At 71.1% G+C, this 14143-nt stretch carries 12 protein-coding genes; 5 read left to right on the plus strand and 7 right to left on the minus strand.

Features of this window, described 5'->3' with window-relative positions; genetic code table 11:
- Positions 1-1584 (plus strand): sunset domain-containing protein (locus B2284_RS02855; RefSeq protein WP_476728564.1); only part of this gene is annotated, 1584 nt, incomplete at its 5' end.
- A gap of 271 nt (positions 1585-1855) precedes the next feature.
- On the opposite strand, the gene B2284_RS02860 is transcribed toward B2284_RS02855, so the two are convergent.
- On the minus strand, positions 1856-2224 hold the full coding sequence (locus tag B2284_RS02860) for a sterol carrier family protein (protein ID WP_006945324.1): 369 nt from the start codon (positions 2222-2224) through the stop codon (positions 1856-1858).
- Positions 2225-2367: 143 nt separating this feature from the next.
- On the opposite strand from B2284_RS02860, the gene B2284_RS02865 reads away from it, so the two are divergent.
- Together B2284_RS02865 and B2284_RS02870 are read left to right on the plus strand one after the other, a co-directional pair.
- Positions 2368-3228 (plus strand): spermidine synthase, encoded by an 861-nt coding sequence (locus tag B2284_RS02865; RefSeq protein WP_074045684.1) that lies wholly within the window; start codon positions 2368-2370, stop codon positions 3226-3228.
- Between the two features lie 49 nt (positions 3229-3277).
- The gene (locus B2284_RS02870; protein WP_074045685.1) at positions 3278-4147 is read left to right on the plus strand and encodes an Fpg/Nei family DNA glycosylase; all 870 of its coding nucleotides are present in this window, start codon (positions 3278-3280) and stop codon (positions 4145-4147) included.
- Between the two features lie 217 nt (positions 4148-4364).
- On the opposite strand, the gene purL is transcribed toward B2284_RS02870, so the two are convergent.
- The 6 genes from purL to purD all read right to left on the minus strand — a co-directional run bounded on the left by purL (position 4365) and on the right by purD (position 10442).
- Positions 4365-6710, minus strand: coding sequence for a phosphoribosylformylglycinamidine synthase subunit PurL (purL, locus tag B2284_RS02875; RefSeq protein WP_240742513.1), 2346 nt, complete (start codon positions 6708-6710; stop codon positions 4365-4367).
- A gap of 13 nt (positions 6711-6723) precedes the next feature.
- Entirely contained in the window at positions 6724-7395 is a 672-nt protein-coding gene (gene purQ, locus B2284_RS02880) for a phosphoribosylformylglycinamidine synthase subunit PurQ (protein ID WP_006945326.1), read from the minus strand.
- Positions 7392-7649, minus strand: coding sequence for a phosphoribosylformylglycinamidine synthase subunit PurS (gene purS / locus B2284_RS02885; RefSeq protein ID WP_006945329.1), 258 nt, complete (start codon positions 7647-7649; stop codon positions 7392-7394). The genes purQ and purS overlap by 4 nt, the downstream gene beginning before the upstream one ends.
- A gap of 125 nt (positions 7650-7774) precedes the next feature.
- Positions 7775-8254 carry a DUF429 domain-containing protein gene (locus B2284_RS02890; RefSeq protein ID WP_074045686.1) on the minus strand — a complete coding sequence of 160 codons (480 nt, stop codon included), beginning with the start codon at positions 8252-8254 and terminating at the stop codon, positions 7775-7777.
- Positions 8251-9144: a phosphoribosylaminoimidazolesuccinocarboxamide synthase gene (locus B2284_RS02895; protein WP_074045687.1), complete on the minus strand. Its 894-nt coding sequence runs from the start codon at positions 9142-9144 to the stop codon at positions 8251-8253. Before B2284_RS02895 ends, B2284_RS02890 begins: the two co-directional genes overlap by 4 nt.
- Complete coding sequence (gene purD / locus B2284_RS02900; protein WP_286697160.1) at positions 9141-10442, minus strand: phosphoribosylamine--glycine ligase; 1302 nt, start codon at positions 10440-10442, stop codon at positions 9141-9143. The genes B2284_RS02895 and purD overlap by 4 nt, the downstream gene beginning before the upstream one ends.
- A gap of 270 nt (positions 10443-10712) precedes the next feature.
- Here purD and B2284_RS02905 point away from each other — a divergent pair, with 270 nt between their 5' ends.
- Together B2284_RS02905 and B2284_RS02910 are read left to right on the plus strand one after the other, a co-directional pair.
- The gene (locus tag B2284_RS02905; RefSeq protein ID WP_172462994.1) at positions 10713-11891 is read left to right on the plus strand and encodes a response regulator transcription factor; all 1179 of its coding nucleotides are present in this window, start codon (positions 10713-10715) and stop codon (positions 11889-11891) included.
- A 110-nt stretch (positions 11892-12001) separates the two neighbouring features.
- Positions 12002-14143: HelD family protein (locus B2284_RS02910; RefSeq protein WP_286697161.1), on the plus strand; the 2142-nt coding region annotated here is incomplete at its 3' end.

Genomic DNA, 14143 nt, shown 5'->3' on the forward strand with positions numbered 1-14143 from the left:
GACGACTCGGCTCCGGCCGCCCAGCCGCAGCAGACCCCCGAAGCCACACAGGCACCGCAAGCCGCACCCGCCACCTCCGGCGGCGACGACTGGGACGCCCCGCCGCCCGCACTCGACGACTCGGCTCCGGCCGCGCAGCCGCAACAGACACCCGAAGCCACCCAGGCACCGCAAGCCGCACCCGCCGCCTCCGGTGGCGACGACTGGGACGCTGCTCCCCCGGCTCTCGACGACTCCGCTCCCGCCCCCGCTGCGCAGCCGCAGGCAGCTGCCCCGGCAAGCGATCCGGCCCAGGCCGAGACCCCCGCGCCGGCCCAGGACACGGCGACGAGCCAACCTGCCGCGGCCCCGACACCCGCACCGGCGTCGTCGGGTGGCGATGACTGGGGAACGGAGCCGCTGCCGCTCGACCAGCTCGACTCGCTCGCCCCGGCAGCGCCCGCAGCGACGGACGAGAAGGCTGCCCCTGCGGCCGCGTCCACCGCTGCTGACTCGACCCCGAGCACCCCGGCTGCTCCCGAAGCTGACGGCGAGAAGGCCGCTGCCGAAGCAGCATCCACCCCGGCGGCGGACTCGACGTCGACTCAGGCCGCGTCGACGAGCACGAACGACACGACGACTGACGCCGCCACACGCCCGTCCGAACAGGCCGCTGACACCACCGACCACGGCACGTCCGGTGCTGCGGTTGCGGCCGGTGTCGCGGGAGGGGCGGCCGCCGCTGCCGCGATGGCGTCGGGCCGCTCGTCGGACGACACGGCGACCGACGCGTCGGACCGTTCCGCGGAAGCCGACTCGACCGCGACGCAGACGCAGTCCAAGCACGCGGGCTCGGGAGCGCAGGACGCCGCCGCGTCGGCACCCGCCACGACCCCTGCTGCGCCGAAGCCCTCGGGCGGCGACGACTGGGGCACCGAGCCGCTTCCGCTGGACCAGCTTGACCAGTTCGCTCCGGCGACGACCGGCGCGGCCGCAGCGCCTGCGGAGTCGGCCGGTGTCGGTGTGAGCGAGCCCGTCGCCGACCCGTCCACGTCGACGACCGACGCGGCCGCAGCGCCTGCGGAGTCGGCCGGTGTCGGTGTGAGCGAGCCCGTCGCCGACCCGTCCACGTCGACGACGGGCGCTGCGTCGAACGCCGCCACGACGACGCTGGCGCAGCCGCCGGCGTCCGAAGATGCCGCGAGCGCCTCGCAGACGGCGGTCGAGGCCGACGTCCGCACCGACGACGCCGCTCAGCCACTGCAGGACTTCACGTCCGACGAGCTGGCTCACGACACGGCTTCATCGAGCGAGTCGGGGCAGTCGCCGAAGGGCGCCGGTTCGCCGTTGCAGGCTGCTCCCACGGCGGCTGAGGTCTCGGCTGCCGAGGTGGCTGACGGTCCGTTCGGTCCTGGCTCGGCCGAGCCCAACGAGGACGGTTCGGCGCCGTCGCCGGCGTACACGATCAAGGGCAACGCGGACACGATGCTGTTCCACACGCCCGACAGCCCGAGCTACGAGCAGACCGAGGCCGAGGTGTGGTTCACGAGCGTGGACGCCGCCAAGGCCGCGATGTTCCGCCACTGGGACCCCGCCCAGCGCTGATCGACTCAGCTCCTGACGATGGCCGCTCACCTCGAAGGTGGGCGGCCATCGCCGTCCTCGGCCGCCTGACCGAGCCCTTCGGCACCCTGCGCACATCGCGCGGGTCCGCACACGCTCCCCTGACCGCAAGATGGCGAGTAACTCACACGTCGGCAGGTAACTGCCCGCAGACCTGTGAGTTACCCGCCATCCTCCAGGCTCCGTTTGCCTCCCGGGCGGGGCGGGGCCGCGGCCGGCGCTGCTGGCCGGCCCGGCACCGTTGCGAGTCCCGTCAGGCTGGGACGAGCGGCAGTTGGGCCGAGACGTCGGCGCGCTGCCCCGACGTGCGCAGGCGCCCCTCGGCGCGGGCGGCGTCCCACGTCAGGCGGCCGGTGGCGAGTTCGAGCCAGGTGACGGCGTCGGTCTCGATGACGTTCGGGGGCGTGCCGCGCGTGTGGACCGGGCCCTCGATGCACTGGACGGCGCCGAACGGCGGCACGCGCACCTCGACGGTGCGGCCGGGCACCTGGATACCGAGCTCTTCGAGCGTGTAGCGCACGGCGAGGGCGGTGGTGGGTCGTGCCGTGTCAGCGGGGTTCGCGGCCCAGGCGAGGACGGCGGCGCGACCCGCTTCTGGCGCGATGCGGCGACGAGGTGGCATGCGCCCCATCCTAGGGGCGTCCCCCTTCCGCGATTCTCGTTCCCATCGGCGAACCACGGACACTCGGCGATTCCTGTCCACCTTCGCGATTCCTGTCCCCATCGGCGATCTTCGTCCACATTCGCACCGCCTACATTGGTCGCATGGCTCGCCGACGCATCCCCACGACTGCCCCTGAGACCGCCGCCGGCGACCCCTTCGAGTTCATCACCGACGAGCGCGGCGGTGTCACCGTCATGCGCGACGGGCACCCACAGTCGCACGTCCACCCGGACGATCCGACGCTGCTGGAGTTCGAGTACGTCCAGCACTTCGCGCTCGTGCTCGACGCGCTGACGCCGCCCGCGCCGTCCCTGCTCGGCGTCACGCACGTCGGCGGCGCAGGGCTGACGCTGGCACGCTACGTCGAGGCGACCCGCCCCGGTTCGCCGCAGATCGTCCTGGAGCCCGACGTCCGCCTCACCGACGCCGTCCGTCGCGAACTGCCCCTGCCCCGCACGCATCGCATCCGGGTACGGCCGGCTGACGGCGCCTCGGGCGTCGTAGCTCTCAAGGACGACTCGGCCGACGTCATCGTCCTCGACGCATTCGCCGACGGACGCGTGCCGGCCGAGCTCGTCAGCCCGACGTTCGCGGCCGACGTCGCGCGTGTGCTCAAGCCGGGTGGCGTGTTCATCGCCAATCTCGCCGACGAGCCAGGGTTCGCGTGGAACTCACGCGCCGCCGCGACGTTCACCGCCGTGCTGCCACACGCCGTCATCGTCGGGGCGCACGAGGTGCTCAAGGGCAAGCGCTTCGGCAACGTCGTGCTGGCCGCGTCGGCCGACTCCAGCGCCCTCGACCTCGACGCCGTCACCCGCGCCGCCGCTCGTGCGCCCCTGCCGACGGGCGTCCGGCGCGGCGCCGAGCTGGCACGGATGTTGCGGGCGGCCGCCCCTTTCACCGACAACGACGCGGCACGCTCCCCCGTCCCGCCGCAGCTCGGTGCGTGGCGAGTGCGCTGACGCTGCGAGCGTGACACGATCGGCTGCACCGCCACGACGAAGGAGAACGATGCCCGAGGGCCACGTCACGCACCGCATCGCGGGGATGATGAACGACAACTTCGCTGGGCGAATCATCAAATCGTCCTCTCCCCAGGGCCGATTCGCCGAAAGCTCAGCGCGCATCGACGGCCGTGCCTTCGATCACGCCGAGGCCTACGGCAAGCACATGCTCGTCGCGTTCGAAGGGCTCGACAGGCGCGTCAACATCCACCTCGGTCTGCTCGGAAAGTTCTTCTGGACGTACGGTGTCGAGCCCGGCGAGGCGCCGATCACCGGCGCCATCCGGTGGCGTCTCGGAGCATCGTCCGACGACGGTGATGCGCGCGGCAGTGTGGTCATGGATCTGCGTGGCCCCAACGTCTGCGCGCTCAAGACGCCGGACGAGGTGGCGGCGATCGTCGGCAAGCTCGGGCCCGACCCGTTGCGCGTGGACGCCGACCCTGACGTCGCGTGGGTGCGGATCCGCCACACGTCGACGCCGATCGCTGCGCTGCTCATGGACCAGAAGGTGTTCAACGGCGTCGGCAACATCTACCGAGCCGAGGTGCTCTTCCGCCACGGCCTCGACCCGAAGATGCCGGGGAAGTTCTTGCGCCGCACCGAGTTCGACGCGATCTGGGCGGACCTGGTCGCGCTCATGCCGCTCGGGGTACGCGACGGCCGCATCGACACCGTCCGCGACGAACACTCGCCCGAGACCATGGGGCGTGATCCGCGCGTCGACAAGCACGGCGGCGAGGTCTACGTCTATCGACGCGCGGGGCAACCGTGCCTCGTCTGCGGCACGCCCGTGGCACACGAGGAGTTCGCGGGCCGCAACCTGTTCTGGTGCCCGCGCTGCCAGCCGCGTCACCGCCGTCGCACGCCCAACCCGTGAGGGCCGCAATCCCGCATGGCAGAGTTTCGGACCCCGACTCGCCGGTTGAGAGCCGCAATCTGGCATGGCAGAGTTTCAGCCCCAATCCGAGCAGCCGAGCCGAGATGGGGCACACGCCTGGACCCGCACCTCGTGAACACGTCGAGAGGCCCATTCCTGGTTCCAGGAATGGGCCTCTCGAACGAGCGCGCACCAACCGTCAGCGATGCGCAGGCCGTCAGCCGAAGATCTTTCGCAGCGGCACCTGGTGCGTCTCGGAGAGCTCGGCGACCGGGATCGAGAACAGGTCGCCGACGGCGAGCGCGTCGCCACCCGTCTCGCCGATCTTCGCTGCGGCTACACCGGCCTTCGACGCGAGCGCCTCGAACGCCTCGACGTGCTCCGGTGCCACCGCGACGAGGGCGCGACCGGCCGACTCGGAGAACAGCGACACGAACGCGTTGTCGGTGAACGACACCGACGCACCGACACCATGACGCATGACGCCTTCAGCCAACGCGACCGCGAGACCGCCGGACGACAGGTCGTGAGCCGCGGCGAGCAGGCCGTCACGGGCACCGTCGATGAGCACCGACGCGAGCGCCTTCTCGTTCTCGAGGTGCACCATCGGCGGCAGGCCCCCGAGGTGGCTGTGCACGACGCCGGCCCATTCGGAGCCGTCGAGCTCGTCCCGCGTCTCGCCGAGCACGTAGAGCGCGAGGCCCGCATCCTTCCACGCCGACGGCGTGCGCTTGCTGACGTCGTCGAGCACGCCGAGGACGGCGACGACGGGCGTCGGGTGGATCGCGACGTCACCCGTCTGGTTGTAGAACGACACGTTGCCGCCCGTCACGGGAGTGCCGAACGCGCGGCACGCCTCGATGATGCCGTCGACGGCCTGGCTGAACTGCCACATGACGCCCGCGTCCTCGGGCGAGCCGAAGTTGAGGCAGTCGGAGACGGCGAGCGGCGTCGCGCCGGCGGCCGCGACGTTGCGGTACGCCTCCGCGACGGCGTGCTGCGCGCCGATGAATGGGTCGAGCTTCGCGAAACGGCCGTTGCAGTCCGTCGAGAGCGCGACGCCGAGCCCGGTGCCCTCGTCGACGCGCACGACGCCCGCGTCGTCAGGCATGGCGAGCGCCGTGTTGCCCATGACGTAGCGGTCGTACTGGTCGGTGATCCACGACTTGTCGGCGATGTTCGGCGAACCCAGCACCTGCAGCAGCTGCGCGCGCAGCTCGTGGCCCGACGCCGGTCGGCGCAGCAGCGACGACACGTCGTCCTGCATCGCGTCGAGGTACTCGGGTCGCGCGAGCGGGCGCTCGTAGACCGGCCCGTCGTGCGCGACGGAGCGCGGCGGCACGTCGACGACGACGTCGCCATGCCAGGTGATGACGAGGTTCTCACCGTCGGTGACCTCGCCGAGGACGACGGCCTCGACGTCCCACTTCTCGGCGATCGCCATGAACGCGTCGAGCTTGTCGGGCGTGACGACGGCCATCATGCGCTCCTGCGACTCGGACATGAGGATCTCCTCGGCCCGCAGCGAGCTGTCGCGCAGCGGCACGCGGTCGAGTTCGATGTGCATGCCGCCGTCACCGGCGGAGGCGAGTTCGGATGTCGCGCAGGACAATCCGGCGCCCCCGAGATCCTGGATGCCCTCGACGACGCCCGCGGCGTACAGGTCGAGGCAGCACTCGATGAGGACCTTCTCGGCGAAGGGGTCGCCGACCTGGACGGCCGGTCGCTTCGTCGGCCCTTCGGAGTCGAACGTCTCGGAGGCGAGCACGGAGACACCGCCGATGCCGTCGCCACCCGTCTTGGCGCCGAACAGCACGACCTTGTTGCCCTGGCCTGCGGCCTTGGCGAGGTGCAGATCCTCGTGGCGCAGCTTGCCGACGCACAGCGCGTTGACGAGCGGGTTGCCCTGGTAGCAGTCGTCGAACACGACCTCGCCACCGATGTTCGGCAGGCCGAGGCAGTTGCCGTAGCCGCCGATGCCGGCGACGACGCCGGGCAGGACACGCGCGGTGTCGGGGTGGTCGAGCGCGCCGAAGCGCAGCGGATCCATGACGGCGATCGGGCGCGCACCCATCGCCATGATGTCGCGGACGATGCCGCCGACGCCGGTCGCGGCGCCCTGGTAGGGCTCGATGTAGCTCGGGTGGTTGTGGCTCTCGACCTTGAAGGTGACGGCCCAGCCCTGACCGATGTCGATGACGCCGGCGTTCTCGCCGATGCCGGCGAGCTGCTTGCCGCGCGGCGTCTCGCTCGGCAGGTCGCCGAAGCGGCGCAGGTGCGTCTTCGACGACTTGTACGAGCAGTGCTCGCTCCACATGACGGAGTACATCGCGAGTTCGGCGCTCGTCGGGCGGCGCCCGAGGATCTCGCGGATGCGCGCGTACTCGTCGTCCTTGAGGCCGAGTTCGGCCCACGGCTGCTCGACGTCGGGCGTCGCCTCGGCCTTGCTCACCGTGTCGAGACCGTCCGTCTTCGGCGCGGCGATGATCTGGCTTTCGGCGCTGAAGCCCTCTTCGGCAGCGGCGAGCTGGCCCGGCTCCGGGCTCGTGTTCATCTCAGTCATCAGTGCTGTCTCCTCAGACGCTCGCGAGCGCCGTGATGGCGGACGTGAAGAAGGCGAGCCCGTCGGTCGAGGGGCCGAAGCCCTCCTCGACGCAGTGCTCGGGGTGCGGCATGAGGCCGACGACGTTGCCGCGTTCGTTCGTGACGCCGGCGATGTCGCGGTACGAGCCGTTCGGGTTGCCCTGCAGGTAGCGGAAGACGACCTGGCCCTCGCCCTCGAGGCGGTCGAGCGTCGCGTCATCTGCGACGAAGCAGCCCTCCCCGTTCTTCAGCGCGATGGTGATCTCCTGATCGGCCGTGAAAGCGTTCGTCCACGCGGTGGAGGTGTTCTCGACACGCAGCACCTGGTCCTTGCACAGGAACTTCTGGTGGTCGTTGCGAATGAGCGCGCCGGGCAACAGATGCGATTCGCACAGGATCTGGAAGCCGTTGCAGATGCCGAGCACGGGCATGCCGCCCTGCGCCGCAGGGATCAGCTCGTCCATGACAGGCGCGAACCGCGCGATGGCGCCGCAGCGCAGGTAGTCGCCGTAGCTGAAACCGCCCGGCACGACGACGGCGTCGACGCCCTTGAGGTCGGCGTCACCGTGCCACAGGTCGACGGGGTCTCCCCCGGCGAGGCGGACGGCGCGCTTCGCGTCGTGATCGTCGAGCGAACCGGGGAAGGTGATGACGCCGATCTTCACTGCTCGTCCTTCAGGTCGTGCACGCTGACGACGTCCTCGATCACGGGGTTGCTCAGCAGCTTGTCGGCCGCCTCACGCGCCGCAGCGAGGTGCGCGTCCGTCACATCACCGTCGACGGTGAGGACGAAACGCTTGCCCTGACGCACGTCGGTGAACTGCTCGAAACCGAGGCGCGGCAGCGCACCGGCGACGGCCTGACCCTGCGGGTCGAGGATCTCGGACTTCAGCATGACGTCGACGACGACGTGGCCCATGGGTTCTCCCTGTGAGAGGCGGTGTGTCCAGCACCCTGAGTCTAGGCGGGCGCCACCGACAACGCCCCATTCCCGCTCACGTCGTGCGCAGCGGCAGGTGGATCCAGCCCTCTGGACGGGCCGCGTCACGGTGCGCACACGTGGGCGATGCGATCGGCCGAGACACTGAGCGGCCTGACGGCCGGCCGCGCCGGATCAGCGCTCGAGCCGTGGCGCTTCGTCACCTCGATGACGTCGAGATCCGTCGCCCGATAGACCAAGCGCTGGCGCTCGTCCGGCGTCGCGTAGGACGCTTCCCGCACCTCGGACCCGCCCGGTTCCCCACCACCCTGATCACCCACGAGTTCGACGAACTCCTGAGGCCAGCCGAACGGGCAGCCGACGCCGATCTCGGCGCCACTGCGATCGAGGAGGCTGACGAGCACCGCGTCGCTGACGCACTCACGACCCTCGCCCCAGACGTCGACGATCGTCGCGCGGTCCCCCTCCCAACCCAACTCCACCGCAGCGGTGTTGACCGAGGCGGCAGCCAGATCGACACCGATACTGATGCCGTGGGCCGGTCGCTGAACCTCGGGCTCGCCTGCCGCCCTGCGACCCGTCACGCGAACGTGCGGCCCGTCAGTGCTTCGTAGGCCTCGATGTACTTGGCGCGCGTGGCAGCGACGATGTCGTCGGGCAACGCCGGCGGCTGCTCGCCCGACGACTTGTCCCAACCAGAGGCCGGGGACGTCAGCCAGTCCCGCACGAACTGCTTGTCGTACGAATCCTGTGCGCGCCCCGGCTGCCACGACGCGGCCGGCCAGAAGCGCGACGAGTCGGGCGTCAGCAGCTCGTCGGCGAGCACGAGCGTGCCGTCAGCGCGCACGCCGAACTCGACCTTCGTGTCGGCGATGAGGATGCCCCGCTCGGCAGCGATCTCGTTGCCACGCGCGAGGATTCGCACGGTGAGGTCACGGATCTCATCCGCGCGCTCCCGCCCGACGAGCACGACGGCCTCGTCGAACGTCATCGACTCGTCGTGATCCCCGATCTCCGCCTTCGACGTCGGCGTGAAGATCGGCGTCTCGAGCTTCGAGGCATCGACCAAGCCGTCCGGCAGGGCCACCCCACACACCGCACCGGTGGCACGGTACTCGGCGAGCCCGCCGCCAGTCAGGTATGCGCGGGCGATGGCTTCGAGCGGCACCATGTCGAGCCGTTCGACGAGCACCGCACGGCCCGCGACGGCGTCGGGCACGTCCGTCGAGACGACGTGGTTGGGCACGAGGTCTGCCATCTGCTCGAACCACCACAGCGACAGCTGCGTCAGCACCTTGCCCTTGTCGGGGATGGGTGTCGAGAGGATGAAGTCGAACGCCGAGATGCGGTCGCTCGCGACGAGCAGCACCTGGTCGTCGCGAGCCTTGCCGTCCGCGTCGAGCGGCGCGTACAGGTCGCGCACCTTGCCGGAGTAGACGTGCGCGTACCCAGGAAGGTCGAGTGTCTCGCTCATGCCTGCTCTCCTTCGACGGTGATCTCACCCTCGAGTGCCTTGAGCGCGATGTCGGTGCGGTGATGACTGCCGGGCAACGTGATGCGCTCGACGCCCGCGTACGCCACCTCACGGGCGGCGGCGAGATCCGCACCCCGCCCGACGACCGACAGCACACGCCCACCGGACGAGACGATTCCGCCGCCGCTGCCCAGCTTCGTCCCCGCATGCAGGACGTACGCACCGTCACCCGCCGCGGTGCCGTCGCCGTTCACCTCGTCGAGGCCGTCGATGCGCGCACCCGTCACCGGCTTTGCGGGGTAACCCTCGCTCGCGACGACGACGGTGACGGCTGCGTCATCGCTCCATTCGAGCGGCCCGAAGTCAGCGAGCTCACCCCGTGCGGCAGCGCGCAGCAGACCGCCGAGCGGCGTGCGCAGACGCGCGAGGACGACCTGCGTCTCCGGGTCGCCGAAGCGCGCGTTGAACTCGACGACCTTCGGGCCCTCCGACGTCAGCGCCAGCCCGACGTACAGCACGCCCGCGAACGGCGTGCCGCGGCGCGCCATCTCGTCGATCGTCGGCTGCGCGACTCGCTTCACGACATCGTCGACGAGCCCCGCCGGCGCCCAGTCGAGCGGCGAGTACGCGCCCATGCCACCGGTGTTCGGACCCGCATCGTCATCATGCGCGCGCTTGAAATCCTGCGCCGGCTCGAGCGGAACGACCGTCGCACCGTCGCTGATGCAGAACAGCGACACCTCGGGGCCGTCGAGAAATTCTTCGATGACGAGGCTCGACCCGGCGTCGAGACAGGCCCGGGCGTGCGCGAGCGCCTCGTGGCGGTCGTTCGTCACGACGACACCCTTGCCGGCCGCGAGCCCGTCGTCCTTGACGACGTACGGGGCGCCGGTCGCATCGAGGGCCTCGACGACCTGCGTCATGTTCGTGCACGCGTGCGCGCCGGCGGTCGGGACGTCGGCGGCGGCCATGACGTCCTTCGCGAACGCTTTCGACCCCTCGAGTCGAGCGGCTTCGGCGGACGGGCCGAACGTGTCGATTCCGGCTGCGCGCACCGCGTCCGCGACCCCGGCGACGAGCGGCGCCTCGGGCCCGATGACGACGAGGTCGGCCCTGATCTCCTGCGCCAGTTCGGCGACGGCGTCACCGTCGAGGATGTCGACGTCACGCACCTGGGCGTCGGCGGCCATGCCTGGATTTCCGGGGGCGGCGACGATGCTGTCGACCTGCGGATCCGCTGCGAGCCCCTTGACGATGGCGTGCTCGCGCGCGCCCGTTCCGACGACCAAAGCCTTCATGGCTGCAACCCTACCGGCGAGGAGGCGGCGCGCGCGGCCCCGGGAACCCAGGGGGAGGAAATGCTCCCGGGGCGGCGCGCACCTGGCGCGAAGTGGGTCGAACCATCGGGGGGAGGTGGTGACACGCTCCTTCGCGCACCGGACGGGCCGGCACGACCCACTATGGCACGACCACGGGCACCCGCTCGCTCACGGTTTGGCAGAATGACGTCATTGGCGAACATTCGCCAAGAGCGCCACTTCTTTCTCCCTCGTCGACAGGCGGCCGTCATGCCCCATGAGTCATCCACCGATGTACCTTCCGGGGCGCCCGGCACACCCGCCGACGCTCTCGGCGCGCCTTCCGACGCCCCCGGCAGCGGCACGCCCGCCGACGCGATCGCCGACCTCGCCGCGATGATGCCCGAGGGCGCTGCGACGACGAACGCGCTCGCCGACCTCATCGGCGAGCACCGTCCGACCGAGCTCTACCTCCACCTGCTCATGCACGGCGCGTGCGACGAGGCCGATCTCGCCGCAGCCGGATTCGCCGTTGAGGCTACCGCCGTCGCCCTGCGCATCCTCACCGCGCGTGCCATGGTCGAGCGGGATTCGTCGGGGTGGCGGGTCACGCCCCCGGAGCAAGCGCTGCCCACCCTCGCGGGGCAGCTCGAGTCACGCGCGACGAGTATCCGCGCCGCGTTGCCGGGCCTCGTCGCCGCCCACCGCAACGCCGCGAAGGCCACGGGCGCGAACCGACTTTTAGAAGGCACCGACGCGCTCGACGGCGAGCGCGAGGTCGCGTTCGCGTTCGCCCAGTGCGTCGCGAACGCTCGTCATGAGGTGCGAGCCATGCGCACGCGATCCATCGCGACGCGCTCGCCCATCCTCGACGCGCTGCCCGGTTCACGCGACGGGCGCGTCGGCGCCTCGCAACGTCTCGTGACGGTCGACACCGTCATCGACTCGAGCCTGGTCGCCGACTTCGACGCCGACGACTTCGCCTCTCTGCAACCCACGCCGAACGTCCGCGTCACCCTTGCGACGGGCGTTCCGTTCACCGCCGCCGTCAACGACGACGGGATGGCCGTCATCGAGACCGTCAGCGGTGGCGGTGTGGCGGGGCTCGTCGTGCACGACGCCGGACTCGTCGCGGCGGTGTCGTCGACGATCGACCTCATGCTGCGCCTCGCCGCTCCCCTCGCCGCGACCCATCCGCGTGCGTCGACGCAGTCCATGGCGCGCCAGCGCACGGACGGTGTGCAGGCTGCCACGTCGGATGCGTTGAGCGACCAGGAGCGCCTCATCCTGACGCTGCTCGCCGCAGGAGTGCCCGACGCCACCGTGGCGCGTCGCGTCGGCGTCAGCCAGCGCACGTTCGATCGGCGCGTCCGCAGCGTCATGGATCGCCTCAACGCCCAGACACGGTTTCAGGCCGGGGTGCTGGCCGCCCGACGCGGCTGGTTGTGAGCCCTGTCGCGACATGAACCCCGACGCGCCGTGCGGGCCGACGAACGCTCTAAGGTAGAGGGTCATCCGCGGGCGGCGCGGTGAGCCAGCACGGCGAGGGGAAGCACTGCGTGAGCACGGTTGAGGGACGTCCGGCCGGCCAGGTCGACGAACTACCCGACGAGGTCACCCGCGAGATCGCGATCGAACAGGCGCACGTCGAGCGCGTCTACGCCGAACTGGCGAAGGCCGGCGAGCGCGTCGGCATCGTCGAATCCGAAGGCCTCGCGCGCGGGCGCGCGAGCCGCTCCGGCGACATGCGCGACGAGGAGAAGGCCGGCCTGTTCGAGCGCGACGCGCTCATGTTCTCCGCCGGCAAGCGACGCGCGACACTCGAGCAGCAGTTCGAGGGCCTCGTCTTCGGGCGCCTCGACCTCGACCACGCGATGACGGCGGGTGCGGACGCGAACGACGCCCCCGGCGGGTTCGTCTCCACCGGCTCGGGTGACGACCTAGAGGTGCGTTACATCGGCCGCCTCGGCGTGCGTGACGACGAGTACGAACCGCTCGTCATCGACTGGCGCGCGCCGGCGGCGTCACCGTTCTACCGCGCGACGCCCGTCGCCCCGGAGAAGGTCGTGCGCCGCCGCGTGCTGCGCTGCCGTGACGCTCGCGTCCTCGGCGTCGAGGACGACCTCATGACGGTGGAGGCGCCGGAGGGCATGACGGTCGTCGGTGACGGCGCGCTCATGGCCGCCCTGACGCGCTCGCGCGGGGCGCGGATGCGCGACATCGTGGCGACGATCCAGCGCCACCAGGACGAGGCGATCCGCGCCGACGCGCGCGGCGTCACCCTCATCACGGGTGGGCCGGGCACGGGCAAGACCGTCGTCGCGCTGCACCGCGCGGCCTACCTGCTCTACTCGGATCGGCGCCGATTCGAGTCGGGCGGCATCCTCGTCGTCGGCCCGTCGGCCGCCTACACCGCGTACATCGAGCGCGTCCTGCCGTCGCTCGGCGAGGATTCGGTGGCGCTGCGCGCGCTCGGCGACCTCGTCGGCGGGCTGACGGCGACGCGCCTCGACGCGCCGGCCGCGGCCGCCGTCAAGGGTGGGCTGCGCATCCGAAAGGTGCTCTCGCGCGCCGCGAAGGACGTCGCGCCCGACGCGGCGACGAGCCTGCGCACGATGGTCGCGGGCCTCGCCGTCCACCTCGATGAGCGCGAGCTGCGCCGCATCCGCGCGAGCCTGCTCAGCCACCACCAGCACAACAAGCTCGCCGGCAACCCCGCCGACGTCGTCGAGGCCCTCGCGGCCGCGGCGTGGCTGCAGGTGCGCGAGCACACGAACCTGGAGCGCCCCGAGTTCGTCGACCGCTTCGAGGATTCGCGCGACGTCGAGGCGTTCGTCACCGACTGGTGGCGCCCGATCGACCCGCGTCACGTGCTGCTGTGGCTCGGTGACGCCGACCGGCTCGCGCGCTATGCACGCGGTGTGCTGAGCATTGGTGAGCAGGCGGAACTCGTCGCGTCGATCGCCGTCGCGGTCGAGCGCGGCGAGTGGTCCGTGGCCGACGTTGCGCTCGTCGACGACCTGCTCGCCCGCCTCGCCGAGGTGCCCGAGGCCGCCCGCGAGGAGCGTGGTTTCTACGAGATCGAGGAGTTCGACAACCTCACCGAGTACGGCGTCCACGAGGTCGAGGTGACCGGATCGCGCCGTCAGGGCGGCGAGGTCGGCTTCGAGGTGACGCCCGCCGACGCCCGCGAGCGCCTGCTCGCCGGGCGCCTCACGCGCGCCGAGGAATACAGTCACGTCCTCGTCGACGAGGCGCAGGACCTGTCGCCGATGCAGTGGCGCGCCGTCGGTCGGCGCGGAAAGTTCGCGTCGTGGACCGTCGTCGGCGACCTCGCGCAGGCGTCGTGGCCCGACCTCGACGAAGCCGCCGAGGCACGCGAGGAGGCCTTCGGGACGAAGAAGCGTCAGAGCTTCCACATGACGACGAACTACCGCAACGCGCGCGAGATCTTCGACTTCGCGGCCGACCTCATCCGACGCTACGTGCCCGACGCCGACATCCCCGAAGCCGTGCGCGAGACCGGCATTCACCCCGTCTCGATCGACGTGAGCCGAGACGACGTCATCGCCCGCGCCCGCGAAGCCGTCAGCGACCTGCTCGAGCAGGTCGACGGCAGCGTCGCCGTCATCGCGCCCGCGGCGTGGCGGCAGGCGCTGGCTGAGCTCGACGGCGCAGCGGGCCGCGTCGTCGTCATCGAC

The organism is Dermacoccus sp. UBA1591 (assembly GCF_002322065.1).
Taxonomy (GTDB): Bacteria; Actinomycetota; Actinomycetes; order Actinomycetales; family Dermatophilaceae; genus Dermacoccus; species Dermacoccus nishinomiyaensis.